The sequence below is a fragment of the Vibrio sp. JCM 18905 genome, assembly GCF_055393305.1.
This window is the reverse complement of the sequence record NZ_AP043878.1, coordinates 608,964-629,900: the sequence shown is the minus strand read 5'-3', so window position 1 is coordinate 629,900 and position 20,937 is coordinate 608,964. Positions and strand designations below refer to the sequence as shown.

The window sequence follows — 20,937 nt, the reverse complement described above, 5'->3', positions numbered from 1 at the left end:
ACGATTATTTTTTATCGAGTAAATCGAGGAAGAACGCATACTCTAGCGCATCTTCTTTTAAGCGTTTAAATCGACCAGATGCGCCGCCGTGTCCGGCTTCCATATCGGTTTTGAACAACAAGACGTTATCGTCTGTCTTCATTTCACGAAGTTTGGCGACCCACTTCATTGGTTCAAAGTACTGTACTTGAGAGTCGTGCAAGCCAGTCGTTACCAACATGTTTGGGTAGTTTTGCGCCTTGATGTTGTCGTAAGGCGAGTAACTCAACATATAGTCATAGTATGTTTTGTTATTTGGGTTACCCCATTCATCATATTCATTGGTGGTCAATGGAATTGATTCATCGAGCATAGTGGTTACCACGTCCACAAACGGAACATGAGCGCCGATACCGCGATACAGTTCTGGTGCTTGGTTGATGACAGCCCCCATTAAGAGGCCACCTGCAGAGCCACCAACAGCGAAGACTTTATCTTTCGCGCCGTAGCCTTGTTCAACCAAACCTTTAGTTACATCAATAAAGTCGTTGAATGTGTTTTGCTTGGTGAGTTTTTTACCATCCTCATACCAAGGACGGCCAAGCATTTCAGATCCACGGATATGAGCGATGGCGTAAACAAAGCCGCGGTCTAATAGACTCAAACGTGTCGAGCGGAAAGTTGGCTCAATGGTTGCACCATAAGATCCATAACCATATTGGTAGAGTGGATTCGTACCATCCTTCTTAAATAAGTCTTTACGATACACCAAAGAAACGGGTACTTCTTTACCGTCACGGGCTGTAATCATAATGCGTTCTGATTGGTAATTGTCAGGATTAAAATCACCAAGTACAGGTGTTTGCTTCATGATTTCTGACTCGCCCGTTTTTAGATCGAAATCGTAGTAGGTTCCTGGAGTGGTTAAACTGCTGTAATAAATACGAACTTTCTCGTTATCCAGCTCTAGGTTGCCTGTCAAATAGGCAGCAAACGCATCGTCATTAAATGTGAGGGGGAATTCTTTTCCTGTTGAGAGTTGACGTACAGTGACGCTTGCTAAGCCGTTAGAGCGCTGCTCATAGACGAGGTGATCATCGAATAGCTCGAAGTCGACAAGTTGAGTGTTGTCGTCTGCGGCGATCACGTCTTGCCACTTAGAGCGATCGTGCATCTCTTCTTGCTTAACTTTCATCAAACGGAAGTTCACGGCTTGATAGTTGGTATAAATGTAATACCAATCGCCTAGCTTAGAAATGCTGTATTCAATGCCATTTTCACGAGGATAAAAAGGCTTCGCCTTTGCTTTAGGGTTGTTCGCATCGATGATGGAGACGCCGCTGGTTTCTGTACTGGAATGCCAGATATAAATATCTTCGCCATCTTTGCTTTTGCTTAGTGAGGTGTAATAGGCGCTGTCGGTTTCTTCAAAAATCAACTCATCACTGCTTTGTGGCGTGCCTAAAACATGACGATACACTTGGTAGCCCAGCAAGGTCTGTGGATCTTTTTTGATGTAGTAAAAGGCGTTGTTATCGTTCTGCCATGCAATCGCGCTTGAGGCGCCTTCGATTTCATCTTGTAGGTAATTGCCTGTTTTCAGGTCTTTGATCTTAAGAGTGTAAACGCGGCGGCTTAATGTATCTTCGCCATACGCTAGTAAGTTTTCATTCGGACTAACGTACAAGCCGCCAATACTGAAGAACTCATGTTCTTTTGCAAGTTCATTGACATCTAAAATGACTTGCTTGTCTTTGCCTGCAAAGTCTTCAGCTCGAAGGTGAACTTCGTATTCGTTATCTCCGGTCACTTCACTTGAGTAGAAGTAGTTGCCTTTACGCACAGGAACGGAGTTGTCGTCTTTTGCTATGCGACCTTTAATTTCTTCCAATAGCTCATTTTGAAGAGCTTCAGTGTGCTTGAGAACGGTTTCCGCATACTGATTTTCTTGCTCTAGGTGCTGCAAAATTTCCGGATCTTTACGTTCGTCGTCACGCATCCAGTAGTAGTTATCAACGCGAGTATCACCATGAATAGTCATCGCGTGAGGGACTTTTTTCGCAACCGGAGCTTGAGTTTGTTGAGCAACGATCTGTGATTGGGAGTATTGAGTCATGCTGGGAGTTCCTTGATTGCTGCATCCGGCGACAAGCGCGACCGAGACGGCCAACGTAGTTAAAGTGAAACGCATCTGTTTTTGTCCTTATTATACACCCAAGTGGCCTCATCCTGAGGGCTGGGCTTTCATTTCGTTAGTGGTTTTCAGTTGTCCATTCTTTGTTATGGGGTGTGCCGAAAAAGTGAGAATTCTCAATATTTCCGAGTTGGCTACTCAATTTGAAGGGAGCTGAAAACACATTGTGTAAGCAGCTGTTATTTTTAACAAATATCAATTCGAAAGTTAAATCATTCTCATCGGTAAATCGATATAGTGTGATATGAAAAAGGGACACACTAGTTTAGTGTGTCCCTTTTGGATTTTGAACGTTAGTCGATAATGATCAGATGACTTGCGGCACTTCGTTTGAGTGGTTGTGCGCTCGATTTACCCACATGAGCCCAAGCATTGCAATTACCGACATTGCCATCATCAAAACACCTAGTGGCATCTGGTTATGCGCTGGAAATAGTGATGCAAGCAAGGTCGCAATACCTGCTCCCAAGTTTTGCATGCCACCCAATGTCGCGCCTGCTGTTCCTGCATGGTATGGGAATGGCGCAATTGCTCCGGTTGTTGCGGCTGGGAATAGGATACCCGCACCCAAAAAGTACACGGTTGCGCCACCAACCAGCGTTAACGCCGTGGTTAAACCAAACAAGCCAGGGATGAGCACAATAGCTGAACCAACAAAAATCGATACCAAGCCCACATTTAAAGCACGACGCTCAGAGCGACGCTGCGCGATGTAGCTAGATAAGCCGGCACCCACCAAGTAACCCGGGATCGGTAAGATAAACAGCAAACTTACCGTTGTTGCTGGTAATGCCAATACACCACCTAGCAATACCCCAGCTGCTGCCTCGAACACACCTACGCCAGCAAACGTCGCAACTAGGCAGATCAAAAAGCCTTGGAAGCGGCGGTCAGACAAAACGTGTTTGTAGCTTTTGGCTACTGGTTCGAACTTGCGTTTCTCTTTTGGTAGCGTCTCCATCATGCTGGTCATCATGGTAATCACCACTGCAATGCCAAACAGCGCTAAGAATAGGTAGCTAGAGCGCCAGCCAAACGCTTCGGTTAAGTAGCCGCCAAGTACGGGAGCCAACAATGGTGAGAAAATCACACACATGCTGATTAAGCTATTTGCTCTGTGTAGCTCAGAACCTTCAAAGCAGTCGCGAGTCAGAGTACGTGACATCGCACCACCGCAGCCAATACCTAAACCTTGGATGAAACTACCAATCAAGAACCATTCAAATTGGTGTGCAAAGAGCGCCACCAATGTACCTACGATGTAGATAAGTAGGCCTGCTATGATGATTGGCTTGCGACCTAAGCGGTCCGATAACGTACCGTACACGAATTGCGATAAGCCATATGGAATCAGGTAACAAGCCATCACAGCTTGAAGTGATGACGCAGACACCAAAAACTCACCCGCCATATGACCGATTGAAGGCACGTACATTGTTTGGGTCATTTGACCCACGGCAGTCAATATTGCGATTAAAAAGGTAAGTTTCGCTAATGGAAACGAAGCAGACATTTGCGTATCTCTCCAAAAAATTTAAGACGTAAAAACCCTTAGCGCTCTAATGCAGAGTGCCAACAGACTTTTGGTGTTACGGGGCTATTTGCGCGAGATATTAGTCTTTGCGTGTACAATTAGCAATCGAAAAGTGTGAAGTTGAGCAAGATAAAAATCTATAATATGCATTAGAAAAACTAATCTTAATTTGCATTCGGAAATAGGCTGCTTTTCTTTGTTGAATTACGTTAAATCTCTTATTTGTTGTGAATGTAAACCTACTTATAGGTCATTGGTTTTTATGGTTAAAATCGAGGGGAGAAGAATTGTTTTGGTTAGCCAGAGCAAGACATGGTTCGAACGAAGAAAAGACTGGAGAAGGCACCATGAATAAAAAGGGAGCCGAAGCTCCCTTAGAAATGATTATGTTTATTCTCGGCCAGATGCGTATGCGTAAAGCATTTCTAGCGCGATGGTTGCTCCCGCTAATGCGGTAACATCACTGTGGTCGTACGGAGGCGATACTTCTACAACATCCATACCCACAATATTCATACCGGCTAAGCCACGAATAATTTTCAGCGCTTTGTCTGAGTTCAAGCCACCACAAACGGGTGTACCTGTTCCCGGTGCGAAGGCTGGGTCCAAGCAGTCGATGTCAAAAGTAACATACACTGGCTTATCTGCGACGGTACGACGAATCTCTTCTAAGATCTCGTTCACCGACATGTCATTCGCTTGCATCGCATTAATCACATTAAAGCCGTGATCCTGCTGTTTGTATTCAGTACGAATACCGATTTGTACGGAGTTCTTCGCTGAGATCAAACCTTCTTTCGGCGCATGGTAGAACATTGTACCGTGGTCGTATGAACTGCCATTTGCGTAGGTATCCGTATGAGCATCAAAGTGAATCAGAGCCATTTGACCATGATGCTTCGCGTAGGCACGCAGGATAGGCAGTGTGATGAAGTGGTCACCGCCCAATCCCAACATGGTTTTACCGCTTTTTAGAATTTCACTGGTTGCTGCCTCTAGACGGTAAGTGAAATCTTCCGCATCACCGCAATCGAACACGAGGTCACCCGCGTCGATCACTTTCAGCTTATCCAATACGTTGAAGTCCCACGGGAACTTCTTACCTTCCCATGCCAAGTTGACTGAGGCACGGCGAATCGCATCTGGCCCCATGCGTGCGCCTGGACGACCAGATGTAGCCATGTCCAGAGGAACCCCTAGCACCACAACGTCTGCGTCTGCCGATACCGGATTACGAATGTACGGTAGACGTAAAAACGACATAGAGTTGGAGTAAAGCGAATAATCGGTTTTAGTAAACAAATCATTCATATCAGAAGTCCTCTAAATAGGTGTATCCCGCTAGACCTTGTTCTAGTTCTGCTAGGATTTGTGCTTGTTCATTGGCTTCAACTCTTTGGGAAACCAATTGTTTGTAATTGTCACGAATCGCATCCACGTCGATATGAACGTAGCGCATCATGTCTTCTACACTATCACCTTCATTGATGTAACTGATCTCAAATTGACCGTGTTCATCAACATTGACTACTGCACTGTGGGTGTCACCAAATAGGTTGTGCATGTCACCAAGGATTTCTTGGTATGCGCCTACTAGGAAAAAGCCCATTAGGTATGGTTTGTCTTTGCTCCAAGCTGGTACAGGTAGCGTGCTCTCGATGCCTTGACCATCAACGTAGTGATCGATCGCGCCATCAGAGTCACAGGTGATGTCCAACATTACCGCACGACGCTCTTCCGCATCGCCAAGACCAGAAAGTGGCAGAACAGGGAACACCTGATCAATACCCCAAGCATCTGGTAGAGATTGGAAGAGAGAAAAGTTCACGAAGAACTTATCTGCAAGACGTTCACTCAACTCGTCCAGAATCGGACGGTGGAAGCGATTTTTAGTGCTCATCTTGCGGCTTAGTTCGAAGTAAATGCGCAGTGACAGTTGCTCTGCCCACGCACGTTGCTCCAAGTTAAGCACGCCAGTTGCGAATTGAGAGTGTACCTCTGCCAAATCACTTTGGGTATCGTTGTAGATCTCAATTAACGCACGAGCGTCTGTACCATCTTGTAAGTTTTCCCAGTTTCGCCACATGTTTTGTAGCAAAAGTGGAGAATCTGCGCCAAGTTCATACACTTCTTCCGGTTGGTACGTTTCTGTACCAATTACGTTAGAAATCAACACAGCGTGGTGCGCTGTCAGTGAACGACCGGATTCTGAAATGATCACTGGCATCGGTTGTTCGTATTGCTGACACACGTCGCCCACTGTGTTGACGATATTACGTGCGTACTCTGCAAGGCCGTAGTTCATCGAGTTCGATGATTGGCTGCGTGTGCCGTCGTAGTCGACTGCCAAACCGCCGCCCACATCGAAGTATTCGATGTTTGCACCCAGTGCGCGCAGTTCGCAGTAGAAACGTGCAGACTCATTCACACCATTACGTACATCACGGATGTTTGCCATCTGTGAGCCAAGGTGGAAGTGAACCAGTTGCATCGCATCTAGGCTGCCTTCGCGTTTCAGACGTTCAATAACACTAAGCACTTGCGATGCAGACAAACCAAATTTCGATTTTTCACCGCCACTTGCTTGCCATTTCCCCGCACCTTGAGAGGCGAGGCGAATACGCAAACCAAGGCGCGGTTTTACGCCCAAGCTTTTCGCTTCTTCTAGCACCAGATCCAGCTCAGAAAGCTTCTCTAGTACGATGAATACTTTGTGGCCTAGCTTTTCACCGATCAGTGCAAGACGCACATACTCACGGTCTTTGTAGCCGTTACACACGATCACGGAGCTGCCTTGTTGAGCCAATGCAAGTACTGCCAACAATTCTGGCTTGCTACCCGCTTCAAGACCAAGCTGTTTGGTTTCTAGTTGAGCTTGGCTCGCTAGAATTTCATCCACCACTTCACGTTGTTGGTTTACTTTAATTGGGTACACCAACAGGTATTTGTTTGGATATTGGTATTCTTCAATTGCTTGGTTGAAAGCGTGGCAAATTCCATGCACACGTTGGTGCACGATTTGCGGGAAGCGCACTAATACAGGCAGATTTAACTGCTTCGCTTCTAGCTCATTTACAATGGCACTGAAAGGGATTTGATGTGCACGATCACTACGAGGTGATACGTAAACCTCGCCTTGGTCATCAATACCGTAGAAACCTTGGCTCCAGTAGTGAACGTTGTAGTCCGCGCGGATGCGGTCTAATTTAGTTGCTTTTTCCAACTCGATTCTCACAAAAATGTACTTAAGTCCTTAATTAACTAGAAGGAAAAGTACAAAAAAGCAAATCATGAGGCATTAACCTCATACCCTGACACGAACTCCGTGTGCGCGCATTAACGGATAAAAGTGCCGCTGAGTCTAATGATTAAAATCTATCATCTCGATTATGATTTCTTATCGTGCGCTGATGTGAACATTTGTTTACCAGAGCGTCCATTCAGCTGTTATAGTTGGTCTGACCAGCAAGGAAGCGGTCATGAAAAATCTCACTCAAATAAGGACATATTTTGCAGCTGCACAGAATTCAGGGATACATTCAGACCATGTATCTCGCCGAATATCCCGATAAATTAATGTTGCTTGATGGTGCAAGTCGAGCAGATATTCCTCACCTTAAAGATTTTATTGAACATCAACTCCATCGTCCTTTTTCTGACCTAAAGTTGGTCGTTGTAACTCACATGCATCCAGACCACGCTGGTGGCGCACACAAACTGCGTGATTTAACTGGATGTAAGCTATTGGCCGCAAAGCGAGAGAGCCAATGGTATAGCGGTGTAGATGGTTGGCTAATGCATTTGACCGATTTGATGTTAGCGCGCTGGATGGCGAACCGGATGCGTAAACCAAAGCAAAACCTGTGGTATTCGCGCAAGTTAAAGCCCGATATAGAACTCATCGATGGTGAGTGTATTCCGGGGTTTGATGATTGGCAGGTGCTAGAAACGCAGGGACATACCGATAGAGATTTGTCGGTTTATCATTCTGAACAAGATGTATTGTATGTGGCGGATTTGATGGTGCAGGTTAAGAAACATCTTATTGCGCCGTTTCCCATATTTCATCCAAACCAATATCGCCAATCATTAAAGCGTGTGTTTGAGATGAATCCGCAATGTTTGCTTTTGGCGCATGGGGGAGAGGTGACTTTTGATGAGAAAGCGTATCAGCACATTCTGCATACTGCGCCAACTAAGCCGATGACCCATTGGCGCGTTACAAAGGTCAAAGCGAAGGGATTGTTGTTTGCGCTATTTAGTAGGAAGTAGACGAAGATAAAGCCAGACGAGTGATGCTCAACAAAGATGCTCGATCACTCATCTGAAGCTACGGGGTTAAGATGCCAATAAATGAGATTGGCTAGGGTCTACCAGCACTTTGTCTGCCATGCCCTGACGACCTAACAGCATCATGTAAGTCATTTTTTCACGGTTGGTCAACGTAATGTCGATTGGCCATTGTTTGTCACCCATGCGCAGCATGGTGGTGATAACGCAGCGATGCTCAAAGGTACCGTTTGAAGATTTAACTTTACGGTTTGCCTTTAGCTTCGCTGTGCAGCGAACCACTTGTTCTAAATGATAAACATCCGGGTGTAGATCGAATGCAACGTAAGACTGACCATCTTTTTCAAAGCAATCAATGTTATCTACATGCAATGAAGAGGTTTGTGCGCCCGTATCAATGCGCGCTTCAAGGTGAGTAATCCCTAACTCAGGTAAGCAAATAGCTTCGGCGTTCCCAATGATCATTTTCTGATTCATAGTGTCATCCTAGCGATGAGTAATACGAGAGCCTACTAAGCAGGCTCTCACTCAAACAATTATCAACCTTTACCACGAGTACGGTTTGCGTGTGGTTTTGCGTTTTTCTCGATAAAGTCGAAAATCATACCAGCAACGTCTTTTTCTGTAGCGAGCTCGATACCTTCAAGACCTGGTGAAGAATTCACTTCCATTACCACTGGGCCGTTTTTAGATTGAAGGATATCTACACCGCATAGGTTTAACCCCATGACTTTTGCCGCGTTAATCGCAGTAGCGCGTTCTTCTTTGCTTAGTCGCACTAACTGTGCAGAGCCGCCGCGATGTAAGTTAGAGCGGAACTCGCCTTCTTTCGCTTGGCGCTTCATCGCTGCAATCACTTTATTACCGACAACAAAGCAACGTATGTCAGCGCCTTTAGCTTCTTCGATGAACTCTTGCACCATGATGTTTGCTTTCAACCCCATGAATGCTTCGATCACGCTTTCTGCTGCTTTGTTGGTTTCAGCAAGCACAACACCGATGCCTTGAGTTCCTTCTAGTAATTTAATCACTAGAGGTGCGCCACCAACATTTTTGATCACGTCCTGAATGTTATCAGGGTGGTGGGCAAAGCCAGTGCGCGGCAAGCCGATGCCTTTACGCGATAACAGTTGCAACGAGCGTAATTTGTCACGAGAGCGGCTGATCGCGACCGATTCGTTGACACAAAATGTGCCCATCATTTCAAACTGACGTACAACCGCGGTACCGTAGAATGTGATGGATGCACCGATGCGAGGAATCACAGCGTCGTATTGTGGCAATTCTTCACCCTTATAGCGGATCTTAGGGTTGTTGCTCGTAATGTCCATATAACAGTGCAGAGTATCGATGACGTCTACTTGATGTCCACGCTCTTCACCTGCCTGTTTTAGGCGCATGGTTGAATATAAATTCTCATTACGAGAGAGAATAGCAATACGCATGGCAATTCCTTAGTAAGTCAGTACCAAATTAAAAATATAAGTATAGAGTATAGAATGCAGCAGGTATGTGATATTTAGGTGATATTACCTACTGACTTCAACGATTTAGATGTGTGGTTGGACAACCACTTCGTTAGAGGTGCGCACCTTAGGTTTTTTTCTCGCGAGAAGAAAACGAAAAAAACTCGTCGTTACGACAAAAATAATTTGTTGAATCATCGGGCATTCTCAGCGTCGTAAGCCGGAAGTTGTCTGTGGACTTTTTTAAGCAAACGGATTACGACGAGTTTAAAACGTTAGGCTATTCTGTAGTTTGTTTTGAGTTTGTGATGACGTCCAATAACACATCTTTAATTGTTTGATAGCGCAGTGGCAGAACACGGCTGCGTTTGCGAACTAAAAATAACTCTTCACACACGGTGTTTTTCAGTTGTGCGATGTGCAAGGTATCTTTTTGTGGGAAGTTGTCGACAGCACTTTGAGGCAGCACGGTGAAGCCGAGTCCTTTACTCACAGGCAGTAAAATTTGGCTTAATTGATTCACGTAGCCGGATAATGGTAAATCGCTTATCTTAATTTCTTGGAGCTCTTGTTCCGCGCATTGGTCAAAAAACAGCGTCATGTAGTGCTTGGCATCAGGATGGGCAATGACACCACAGTCGTGCAAGAGTTGTGGTGTTATCTGCCTTTCGCGGTATTGATTAGGTAGGACTAAGCACAACTGCTCCTTACCAATTCTTTCACTGTGAAATAAACCTTTGTGAGGAACATCAGTTACGATTCCAATATCAATGCTTCCTTCCGTTATTGCATTGAGAATCGAGTGATTGGGTGCGGCTTCTAAATGCAGCGATAAGCCTGGGTGCTGTTTTTGCTTTTCTAAAAGAGGGCCATACAGCATCAATGCCATTGCGCCAGAACAGGCCAGTTTACAGTGACCTGAAAATGCATCATCAAAACTGAGTTCTTCGAGCAACGCTTTCTCTCTTTCTTCTAACTCCAGCGCGTAGGCGTAAACAATCCGACCTTGCTCTGTTAATTCGAAGCTTTTGTTTTCACGTTTGATCAGCGCATGCTGACAACTTTGCTCTAACTTTTTGATGTGTTGGCTGACACCAGGTTGGGTCATAAAAAGTTTTTCTGCCGTTTGTGTGAAATGACCGACTTCAATCAATGTCTTAAATGTATGTAACCAAACAGGATTAAGCATAATGTGAGATTTGCTGTGAGCTTGCTGAAAGACGTAGAGAAAATGATAGCACGGCACGAAATAAATCGACGCAAGAGAATCGGGTGCCTCGCGAATAATAAATAGCAGACAAAATAAAACCCCGCCTGGTTTCCCAGACGGGGCTTATTCTTTTTCGCAGCAATCCGGCTACTATAGGTGCTCCCTGCATCTATCCTTGATTGTGGTTAAGTCCTTTAACCGAGTTCCTTGTTCATCGCCTTCCTAGCGGTGTCCATTCTTGCCTATCATCCTGACGGGCGAACTCTATCCTAGAGCTTAACTACATCCTTGCTGATAACTCATCCTAAGCTACCAAATCTTCATCCTGAAGATACCTAGTCCATTAGGTTTTTTTCCTGTTCCCGCCAACATCCTGTCGACACAATCAGTATTGATGTTTTGCTGATTACTCTCAATTAGCTAGGTAAAAAAACTTTGGCAGTGAATATTGTTTGAAATAGTATAAGTGATAATTTTCAATGGGTTATGTTTATTTTTCGATTTTGTCTTAGTCAATGATGGTCGTTTTGCTTACATTGCTTGTAAGAGATGTCGCACAAGGTATCGAGCAAATGTCCGAATTGGCGTCGTTTACATCCTGTTTAAGAATTTGCTCAAGATCACAACTCGATTTGTAGCCATAAAATTTGGCGATAGTGTCAGGTGGAATTTCCATTTCTTTGATGGCGAATGTTGCCCATTCATCACGTGTTTTGTGCAGGACTTGGCGTAGCTTGACAGTGAAGTGACTCATGAAAGCCTCCTTAGTTATCTTGTCTTTCAAGGCAACAATAAGGAGCGTGACGACACAAAGTTGATAGTATGCCGCTTAATATCAATACTATTTCGGCGTGATGAAGATTAAGCTGGCAATACTGATATTATTTGAGCGTGAAACAATACTATTTTGTGGAGTAGCCAATGGCACACATCGAAAAAGTACCGCAAAGACCAGGTTTTTCTTGGCGCTATCGTCGCATTGATGGGCCAGAAAAAGAGTACGATCTCCATTTTCACGATGATGTGTTTGAATTAGTCATCCATCGCCACTTCACTGGCAGTTTGCATATTGGTCATCACGAATTAGAAGTGACTCACAACCAAATGCTATTGATCGCGCCTGGTGTGCCTCATTCAATTCACTCCACATTGGTCGAAAGCAAGTGCGAGACTCATGTGATTTGGTTTAAGCGTGAGTGGATTGCCAATTTGATGTTCTATTGCGCAGAGCTTAGAAAGCTTGATCCGCTTTTAAAGGCGGCCAACAAAGGTGTGGTGTTTTCTGAGCGGACAGCTCAGCACGTTGTGGATCTTCTACATGAGCTCATGACGTTTCCTGCAATGGAGCAACTATCGAGATTTCTCCATGTTTTGTCTCTGATTGCTCACGACGAAGGGGCGAAAACACTGATGACTCACTCTTACTTATCGATGAGTGAACACGAATTACAGGAAAGAGAACGAGTGGCAAGTGTCAACGCGTATCTCGAACAGTACTTTGCAACTAAGGTGACGCTCGCAGACTTGGCGAACTACTTATCGCTGAGTGAAAGTGCGGTCACAAGATTGTTTCAAAAGCACTTTAAAGAGCCGTTTAGCCAACGCCTAATGAAATTGCGGATCAATCATGCCGCAGATTTGCTGCAATCAACGCCTTTGCCGATTGGAATTGTGTTTGAGAGAGTAGGGTATCGAAACCAAGCCCTGTTTAATCGTCACTTCAAAACGTATAAAGGGCTTACGCCACGCGAGTACCGCCAGCAATATCAGCAGCGAATCCAGCCTTAATTGGGTCGCACACAACTGCGATCACGAACGCGAAAAGAGTTACTCGGCTGAAAGTGATGGGCAATTGATATCTTACTTGCAAAATTTTTCAGGAATCATTATTAAGATTCAGTGACAGATAATATAGGGAACTTGATTGCCATTTTTCTGTCATATCTGGTGAGTAAGTTAACCGTGTCAGAGAGATAATACGCCGTTTACTAGCCAAAGATGACTGCAAGAAATCGGTAATTATCATTATGTTGTGAAATTGGTCACGGTTAAATAATTGGTTCCCTTATAGATTGAAGGGGATTCGACCTTAGACAATAAGCTCCATAAGGAGCGTTACTTATATAAGATGAGGGATTTTACTATGAAAAAGACTAGAAGAGCTCAGCTACATCGTGTGCGCATTCAATACTGGAAAGACACGAAAGACGCACCAGCTAAAAAATCATAGTTAATGATACCTAAAGGCACGAGCTGGCAGTGGAACGCCGTTTCCCGCTGATTGCCAGCTCAAAAACGCCACAATCACATTCACTCCGCACAACCTCCCAGCACTCTACTTTTACTATCACACACTTCCAAAAGTAAAAAAGCCAGTCCGGAGACCAGCTTTTTATTATTGTCAGTATGACTCTGTTACTTACAGGTAGTTTGCGTCAACCAAGTCGCCAGCTTTTGCGCTTTTCACTTCTGGACGTGCTTCTAACCATGCAATAACTTGTGCTTTTTGCTCTTCAGTAGCACTGCCGTAACGGTCAGTAGAGCATAGGAAGCCTTCAAACAGTTCTAGACCACCGCCGCCGAAGCAAAGGCCAAGCCCATCAATGTAGTCGATAAAGTCATCAACGAATGCATCGTAACGGTCGAAGTCGTTGATGTCTGTTTCACAGCTGATCTCGAAACCTAGGATTGCGAACTCACCTAAGAACAGCTTTTTACGGATACGACGGCTCTTGTTATCGATCTTGTCTAATTTCATGATTATCTCTCGTAGATGATTTGATTTCGTACACCTTATACCTTCTATCACACTTTAGCCCAAGTAAAATCAGAATGAAGCGATACAGTTGGTGATTATGTGACCAAAACTTAATTGCTCAATTGGTAACGCTGCTGAGTTTGCTGCACTGCTGAAACACAAGTTTCATATGTTTTAAGCACTTTTGTCATTTTTCTTCTCCAAACTTCTTGCCGTTCAACTAATCACTTATTTATTAATTAAACTATAAGATCGGGAAAGTAAAAATGAGCAAGGAAACCTTTGACGCGACGCGTTATAACCAAAGTGAAAACAAACCATTTGAAGAAGTATTAGAAGCGAGCCTATCTCGACGCAGCATTCTGAAAGGTGGTTTAGGCATCAGTGCGATGACCGCATTTGGTGCTTTCGGATTGGCTGGTTGTAATTCATCGGACTCAGGAAGTACAGTAAGCAGTGGCTCGGGTGTATCTAAAGCCGTTCTTAACTTTGAATCTATCCCTGGCTCACTCACTGACGCCGTTTCAATTCCACAAGGCTACACCGCACAAGTATTGGTACCTTGGGGAACACCACTTAATGCACAAGGCAGCGCATGGCAAAATGATGGTACCAACACCAGTACCGATCAGTTAAATGCGCTAGGCATGCACCATGACGGCATGCATTTTTTCCCATTGAACGATAGCACCACAGATGGCTTGCTATGTATTAACCACGAGTACATTGATACATCAGCACTGCATCCAAACGGTCCGACGGTTGAAAATGGCGTACGTACCATTGTAGATGAAGTGCGCAAAGAGATTAACGCTCATGGCGTATCAGTGGTTCGTATTCAGCTTGAAGACAACATGTGGAAGCTAGTTGATACCGATCCACTAAACCGCCGTTACACTGGTGCGACAGCAATGGACTTATCTGGCCCGGTCGCGCACACGTCACTAACCGTCACTCGTTTCTCGCCAGATGGCAGCCAAGCACGTGGTACGTTAAACAACTGTGGCAACGGCTACACGCCATGGGGCACTTACTTAACTTGTGAAGAGAACTGGCCAGGTTACTTTGTTAACGCCGGGACTCGTACAGAAGAACAAGATCGCATTGGTGTTGATGACCAAAGCACACGCTACTTGTGGGAAACACTTGCAGGAAATGCAGAAGAGCGTCTTGATGAGTTCTCTCGCTTTAATGTGGCTCCAACAGGAGCAAGTGCAATGGATGATTACCGTAATGAAGCCAATGGTCACGGTTACATCGTCGAAATTGACCCTTACACGCAAAACTCGCGTGCGAAGAAGCGTACTGCACTAGGTCGTTTCCGTCACGAAGGCTGTACTTTTGGTAAGCTTGAAGAAGGCAAACCAGTGGTATTCTACTCTGGTCACGACTCTCGCTTTGAGTACCTATACAAATTTGAATCTGCGGCAGCGTGGGATCCAGCAGATGCAAACTCGGAAAACCGCCTAGCGGCAGGCGATAAGTACATGGACGAAGGCACACTGTATGTTGCGCGTTTCAATGAAGACAGTACAGGTACTTGGTTGCCGTTGACGCTTGATAGCGTAACAAAATCTGGTGGTACGTTAGCGGATCACTTCAACTCATTGGCTGAAATTATCATTAATACGGCAGGCGCGGCTGACCTCGTTGGGGCAACCCCAATGGATCGCCCAGAGTGGTGTACGGTTGATCCATTCACAGGTTCGGTTTACTTAACATTGACGAACAATACGCGCCGTACAGATGAAACCAATCCTGCGAACCCACGTTTGAATAATAAGTTTGGTCACGTTATTCGTTGGGATGAAGGGGCTTCAGCTACAGACTTTACTTGGGATATTTTTGTCTTTGGTTCGCCAGCACATGGTGATGCAGATACCAACCGTTCTGGCCTGAACGAGCTAAACCAGTTTGCTAGCCCTGACGGATTAGCGTTTGATGGCCGTGGTATTTTGTGGATTCAGACCGATAACGGCGCAGATGAAGTTACGTCTTACACTAATGATCAAATGTTGGCCGTTGTGCCATCTAAGCTGACAGATGAGAATGGTGACCAAGCAGTGATTGGTGCGGATAACCAAGCGGAGCTTAAACGCTTCTTTGTTGGACCAAATGGTTGTGAAGTGACAGGCTTTACTATCAGCCCTGATTACAAATCATTGTTTGTGAATATTCAGCACCCAGGCAACTGGCCATACAGTGAAGATGCCGCCGAAGAAACGCCTGCTGGTGTTTCTGTGCGCCCACGAGCGGCGACGGTTGTCATTCGACGTGAAGACGGTGGAGAGATTGCAGTTTAATCTCTAAATGCATTAACACCTTAAAATTCAAGCCCTGCAAATGCAGGGCTTGATGGTTTAGGCGAATGCCCAGTCGCACTTTATATCCAGACAACAGGCTTAGCTTTTCAATGAACCGCCTGAAGTACGAATCACGTCTTGATACCAGTAGAAGCTCTTCTTGCGTTTACGTTCTAGCGTTCCTTGCCCATCATCATGACGATCGACATAAATATAACCGTAACGCTTGCTCATTTCGGCTGTTGAGTTAGCCACCAAGTCGATAGGCCCCCAGCTGGTGAAGCCCATCAACTCAACGCCATCAAGAATCGCTTCGTGTGCTTGAACCAAATGATCATTAAGGTATGAAATTCGATAATCGTCTTGGATTTCCCCGTTTTCATCGAATTCATCGCGAGCGCCTAAGCCATTCTCGACGATAAATAGCGGCTTTTGGTAACGATCGTGAAGGAAGTTAAGCAAAACGCGCAGGCCTTTTGGATCGATCAACCAGCCCCATTGGCTCTTTTCAAGGTATGGATTTGGTACGCTATCGACGATGTTACCCACTTCTTTCTGTTTCGGATCGGCACTCGCACAGCCACTTGCGTAGTAGCTGAAGGAAATAAAATCGACACTTGCCGATGCAATTTCCTCTAAGTCGCCAGCTTCTATTTGTATTTCAATGCCGTTTTCACGGAAGTAACGTTTCATGTAGCCTGGGTACTGACCACGTGTTTGTACATCACCGAAGAACAACCACTTGTTGTTTTCATGCATGGCGGCTAACACATCATCAGGGTTACAAGTGTATGGGTAGTTGATTGCGCCAAGCAGCATATTACCAATCTTGCCGTTTGGTACGATTTGATGACACAGTTTTACCGCTTTCGCGTTTGCTACAAGCTGGTGGTGAATCGCTTGATAAATGTCTTGTTCACAGGCGTCTTCTTGCAAGCCCACTCCCGTAAATGGCGCATGAAGTGACATGTTGATTTCGTTAAAGGTAAGCCACAGCTTCACTTTGTCTTTGTAGCGTTCAAGCACGGTGCGAGCGTAACGCTCGAAAAACTCGATCACTCGACGATCGCCCCAACCACCATAATTCTCAACCAAGGCGTAAGGCATCTCGTAATGAGAAAGCGTTACAAATGGTTGCATATGGTGTTTGGCCAGCTCATCAAAAATTTTGTCGTAAAACGCCAGTCCTTCTTCGTTTGGCTCAAGCTCATCGCCATTAGGAAAAATACGACTCCAAGCGATGGACAAGCGCAGGCAGGTGAATCCCATCTCTTTAAACAGGGCAATATCTTCTGGATAGCGATTGTAGAAATCGATCGCAAGATCTTTGATACCAGGCGTTCGTTCTTCACGCGTTTGATGCGGGCTCAGAATGCCGTTTGGCAACATATCTGATGTTGATAAACCTTTCCCCCCAAGGTTGTATGCCCCCTCTACCTGGTTTGCCGCAATGGCACCACCCCAAAGGAAATTATCTGGAAACTTAATCATGTTTCTCACTCTTTATATTTAGGAAATGTTTGTGGATTTATTGCTTGAGAATAGTGTAGGAGACATCTCGATACTTGTAGCGAGATCGTGTTTTTATCAGTTCATCACCAAACGTCAGTAATGATAAACATTGAGATATAGGATGGTTGTTAACAATGCCAACCTAAGTGAATTTAGGTTGGCATTCGTATTCAAAACGTAAATGCTAAATTCGCCGCCGCACCAAACTGGTTATCGCCAGCGTAAGATCCTGCTAGGTCTACACTGATCACATCAAAAGGACTGATGCCAATGCCACCTGTCACCGAGTTATCGAGGTTATTTTCTAGGTCAACTTCATAACCAGCGCGGAGTTGAGCCCATCCCCAAGCATTCCCCTCGATACCAACGCGAATAAACTGGGTGTCATCGTCGAGCTCTTTAAAGCGCTTTTGTTTGGTGAGATCGGCGTCTAGGCTCAGAGCTACATAGTCCCCGACATAGCCGATACCAAGGGTCGCTTGTGGCGTGAGTTCGTAGGTATAGTTGCCTAGTTTTGTTTCTATATCTTGTTCGAAGACGTCTTTTAACGAGAGACCAGCTCTAAATGCGTTGTGATACCAAGCGACCCCAAGATCCATATTGAACGTGTTCTTTGATACTTCACTTTTGTCGTAATCCTCGATATCAAAGTCATCTAGTGTTGTACGCTGCGTATAGGTTTTAAGTTGTTGGTATTTGGGCGTAATACCAAATGCGAATTGCTGCCCACCTATCGTGTAAGCGCGAGCCAAGGCAACGCCATATTCCGCACTACCGAAAGCCGCTAGGTCGACGGCAGAATTGAGGTATCGATCTGCGGTGTTTGTTGAATCTGAGATATCGGGTGCCGCAAGTATCTCCACATAACCAGCGCTAAAAAGGTTTACCGACATGTAGCGTGTCGGAATCGCAATCGCGAGGCTCAGACCTCCATTTATGACGACTGGAGCACTCTTATCTAATTGATCGAGTAGTCGATTAAGTTCGGCTTCGTTCGCAGGTGTGGGAATGCCCTGAATACTATCGTAAAGGTCTTGAACATCATCAACGGCTGATAAAGCTTCATCCTCATCGTGAATATTGACGCCGAGAGCAGGAATGAGTAGGCCGATATCGTCATTTTCTCGATAGAGAGCGCCTAGGGCTGGGTTGTGTAGAGGAGCGGTTAAATAGTCAGCGGAAACGACGCCTGTATTTCCCATTCCGTGACTTCGAGCGTCTGCTGCGTAAGGTGCTGCAAAAGCGTGAGGTGATAAAATAAAAAGCGCCCCTGTTGCTGCTAAAGTTAGTTTTCTCATAACGCATCCATTCTTACTTTAAATAATTACTTATCAATAAATTAGATGGTGGGAGCTAAAACTTGGTGTCAACCACCAAAAATTGTGCTGATGAATAGCATGTGGCGATTCATCAAGTTAAGCGTAGGTTAGGCAACTCGCTTTATAAAGTTGATCAAGATTTATTGCTCTTTAATTGTGTGGAGAAAAGCTGAAGAGGTGGATGGTATTGGGTTAGCTACGATGAGGAGCGAGCTCAAACATTAAGGTGAAGGACATGCCTTTATCAGCGTTGAGCTGCGCACTGACTTTCCCATGCATATCTCGCATATTGTTGGTGGTGATGGAAAGCCCTAACCCTAGTCCTTCACCAATTTTTTTACTGGTTTGGAAAGGCTCGAACATGGTATCGAGTTGGTCTGAAGGTACCCCACACCCATTATCACTTACCACGACCTCGACATTATCGGAAGTGGGTGTAACGGCAATCATTAACTGTGGTTCTTGGGTCTCTTTCATCGCATCTAATGCGTTAGAAATTAGGTTGCCGAGCACTTGTTGTAGGCGTTGCTCTTCGCCAATGATATTGGGTAAGTCGTTGGGAATGCGTACCCGAACATCTACCTTCGCGAGTTGAGATTGATAGACGCGTAGCGTCTCTTCTAAAGCGTTTGTCAGCGATATCTCGTGCAGTGTTTCTGGTTTATTGTAGGCAAACGTTTTTAGCTGAGTGGTCATGCTTGCCATGCGGTCAATCAACTTTTGAATCAACTTGTTATTGGCTTTCATCATGTCTGTTTGTCCACGTTCTGCTAGCAACTCGTTGGTGGTTAAAAGGGTACGCAGGCCAGTCAATGGTTGGTTTAACTCGTGGGTAATCGCGCTCGACATTCTGCCCAATGCTGCCATTTTGCTTGATTCAATCAATTGCTCTTGGGCTTGTTTTAAAGCTTGAGTTCGCTCTTCCACCCTTTGAGCGAGCTCTTGGTTAATTAGCTGCAGCGATTGTTCCGCTTTTTTACGTTTGCTAATGTCGATTATGGTAGCAAGGAAATACTGCTCACCGTGCCATGGGAAGCTAGTGAGTGAAAAGAGTACAGGAAATACGCTGCCATCACTGCGTCGCGCCATGGTTTCTACAGCGCTAATCTCTGCTAGTTCCTTATGCTTTGGCAGATCTCTAAGCAAAGTGAGTGTGGTCGAATTTGAATTACCCGCATCAAATAACTCCCAGGCGAAGGTATGACGATTCACACTTTCAGGAAGACAAAAAAGGCGTTTTGCCATTGGGTTGAGGTCGAACAATAGACCTTGTTCATCAATCAACAACAAACCAACATGTGTTTTATTGATCATCTGTTTAAGTCGGCGTTGCGATTCTTCTAGTAAGGCTTGAATACGCTGCTGATTGAGATGTTTTTGTCGACGCTGTAAACCAATGATCACCAACAGGATAAGGAGCAGGAGGAGCGCTGCGATGCTCCATCCAATGACACTAATCGTTTGCTGAACAGGTTTGGTCGGAATAAGGTAACTGACAAACCAGTTTAAGTCGTCCAGCTTCACTGTGTGTGCAAAGTAGCGCTGCTGATTGAGAGTCCAGAAATGAATCACCGTATTGTCATACAGCGTTTGAGTTTCGACTTTGACTTGGTTATTCGGTTCATTAAACCAGTCGGCGTTATAGTTTGTACTGCTGGAGAGGAAGAAGCGTTGATGGCGATTTTGTAGCGTGATGATGTCTTGGCTGGTGATGGTCTGCTCCGTTAGCAAACTCAGGTTGATTTGAACAACAACGATGCCCGCTATCTCCAAACCATCAAAAATTGGTGCCGAGAGGTAGTAAAGCGGACTAGAACCTTTTGTTTTATTCACCAGTGAGACGCCTTCTCCCTGACGTTGTATTTGTTCGACAATCGCACGGCGGTCAGAGCGGCTGAACCGTTCATCGATCAGACTCGATACCAACACTTCTCCCGAGGTTGAAAGAATCAACCAACCCTCTGTATTCGCGGCTTTATCGAGCTGTGTCAGTTGTGCTTGAAGTGGCTCATAGTAGTTTAAATTGCCTTTCACAAACGCAATTGTTTCTGGGTTATTCGTGACGAGATAGGGAAGGTGATAGAAACGTTTTAATGCTCGGCGGACTTCACCAATGTAGTCGAGGAGTTTCTGTTGTGCTTCTTGTTGAGTTTGGACGCTCAGCCATTGATGGGCCACCTCTCGGCTAGCACCGTAGAAAAAGATCACCAGCGCACTGATCAATACGGCGGTTAGCCACATTTTCCCATTCTTAGTGCGCTGCATACGAGCTCCGTTTGGCTGAACATAGTTATCGTAGTTGGTAGTGAAAGAGTGCGCTTAACTGATTGGATGTTAAAGAATTGTGATTAAGAAGTGGGATCTAGCTCCTT

Annotated in this window: 15 protein-coding genes; 3 read left to right on the top strand and 12 right to left on the bottom strand. The window is 45.1% G+C overall.

Annotation, left to right across the window (positions count from 1 at the left end; genetic code table 11):
- Positions 1-4: 4 nt before the first annotated feature.
- From ACZ5ZC_RS02695 to speA, 4 genes are all read right to left on the bottom strand, one after another.
- Positions 5-2,170, bottom strand: coding sequence for a S9 family peptidase (locus ACZ5ZC_RS02695; protein ID WP_464931741.1), 2,166 nt, complete (start codon positions 2,168-2,170; stop codon positions 5-7).
- Between the two features lie 310 nt (positions 2,171-2,480).
- A complete protein-coding gene (gene emrD, locus ACZ5ZC_RS02690; RefSeq protein WP_005393574.1) occupies positions 2,481-3,686 on the bottom strand; it encodes a multidrug efflux MFS transporter EmrD in 1,206 nt (401 codons plus the stop codon).
- Positions 3,687-4,097: 411 nt separating this feature from the next.
- Positions 4,098-5,018, bottom strand: coding sequence for an agmatinase (gene speB / locus ACZ5ZC_RS02685; protein WP_005393578.1), 921 nt, complete (start codon positions 5,016-5,018; stop codon positions 4,098-4,100).
- A gap of 1 nt (position 5,019) precedes the next feature.
- Positions 5,020-6,930, bottom strand: a complete 1,911-nt coding sequence (speA, locus tag ACZ5ZC_RS02680; protein ID WP_258504690.1) for an arginine decarboxylase — start codon at positions 6,928-6,930, stop codon at positions 5,020-5,022.
- Between the two features lie 323 nt (positions 6,931-7,253).
- Between speA and ACZ5ZC_RS02675 the strand changes: the two genes are divergently transcribed.
- Positions 7,254-7,979 (top strand): MBL fold metallo-hydrolase, encoded by a 726-nt coding sequence (locus ACZ5ZC_RS02675; protein WP_046873896.1) that lies wholly within the window; start codon positions 7,254-7,256, stop codon positions 7,977-7,979.
- 66 nt (positions 7,980-8,045) lie between these two features.
- Here the strand turns inward: ACZ5ZC_RS02675 and ACZ5ZC_RS02670 are convergent, their stop codons facing one another.
- The 4 genes from ACZ5ZC_RS02670 to ACZ5ZC_RS02655 all read right to left on the bottom strand — a co-directional run bounded on the left by ACZ5ZC_RS02670 (position 8,046) and on the right by ACZ5ZC_RS02655 (position 11,427).
- Positions 8,046-8,474, bottom strand: coding sequence for an ATP-dependent zinc protease family protein (locus ACZ5ZC_RS02670; protein ID WP_005393584.1), 429 nt, complete (start codon positions 8,472-8,474; stop codon positions 8,046-8,048).
- Positions 8,475-8,536: 62 nt separating this feature from the next.
- Positions 8,537-9,442: a 30S ribosomal protein S6--L-glutamate ligase gene (gene rimK, locus ACZ5ZC_RS02665; protein WP_005393586.1), complete on the bottom strand. Its 906-nt coding sequence runs from the start codon at positions 9,440-9,442 to the stop codon at positions 8,537-8,539.
- A 301-nt stretch (positions 9,443-9,743) separates the two neighbouring features.
- Positions 9,744-10,652 carry a LysR family transcriptional regulator gene (locus ACZ5ZC_RS02660; protein ID WP_054866891.1) on the bottom strand — a complete coding sequence of 303 codons (909 nt, stop codon included), beginning with the start codon at positions 10,650-10,652 and terminating at the stop codon, positions 9,744-9,746.
- A 529-nt stretch (positions 10,653-11,181) separates the two neighbouring features.
- On the bottom strand, positions 11,182-11,427 hold the full coding sequence (locus tag ACZ5ZC_RS02655) for a hypothetical protein (RefSeq protein WP_054866892.1): 246 nt from the start codon (positions 11,425-11,427) through the stop codon (positions 11,182-11,184).
- Positions 11,428-11,594: 167 nt separating this feature from the next.
- Here ACZ5ZC_RS02655 and ACZ5ZC_RS02650 point away from each other — a divergent pair, with 167 nt between their 5' ends.
- Positions 11,595-12,461: a helix-turn-helix transcriptional regulator gene (locus tag ACZ5ZC_RS02650; RefSeq protein WP_464931740.1), complete on the top strand. Its 867-nt coding sequence runs from the start codon at positions 11,595-11,597 to the stop codon at positions 12,459-12,461.
- 631 nt (positions 12,462-13,092) lie between these two features.
- On the opposite strand, the gene ACZ5ZC_RS02645 is transcribed toward ACZ5ZC_RS02650, so the two are convergent.
- Positions 13,093-13,431, bottom strand: a complete 339-nt coding sequence (locus ACZ5ZC_RS02645; RefSeq protein WP_005393599.1) for a YggL 50S ribosome-binding family protein — start codon at positions 13,429-13,431, stop codon at positions 13,093-13,095.
- 266 nt (positions 13,432-13,697) lie between these two features.
- On the opposite strand from ACZ5ZC_RS02645, the gene ACZ5ZC_RS02640 reads away from it, so the two are divergent.
- Positions 13,698-15,734, top strand: coding sequence for a PhoX family protein (locus ACZ5ZC_RS02640; RefSeq protein WP_464931739.1), 2,037 nt, complete (start codon positions 13,698-13,700; stop codon positions 15,732-15,734).
- Positions 15,735-15,833: 99 nt separating this feature from the next.
- Here the strand turns inward: ACZ5ZC_RS02640 and ACZ5ZC_RS02635 are convergent, their stop codons facing one another.
- From ACZ5ZC_RS02635 to ACZ5ZC_RS02625, 3 genes are all read right to left on the bottom strand, one after another.
- Positions 15,834-17,225, bottom strand: a complete 1,392-nt coding sequence (locus ACZ5ZC_RS02635; RefSeq protein ID WP_464931738.1) for a glycoside hydrolase family 1 protein — start codon at positions 17,223-17,225, stop codon at positions 15,834-15,836.
- A 191-nt stretch (positions 17,226-17,416) separates the two neighbouring features.
- A complete protein-coding gene (locus ACZ5ZC_RS02630; RefSeq protein WP_006741246.1) occupies positions 17,417-18,544 on the bottom strand; it encodes a conjugal transfer protein TraF in 1,128 nt (375 codons plus the stop codon).
- Between the two features lie 213 nt (positions 18,545-18,757).
- Entirely contained in the window at positions 18,758-20,830 is a 2,073-nt protein-coding gene (locus ACZ5ZC_RS02625) for a sensor histidine kinase (protein ID WP_464931737.1), read from the bottom strand.
- Positions 20,831-20,937 lie beyond the last annotated feature (107 nt).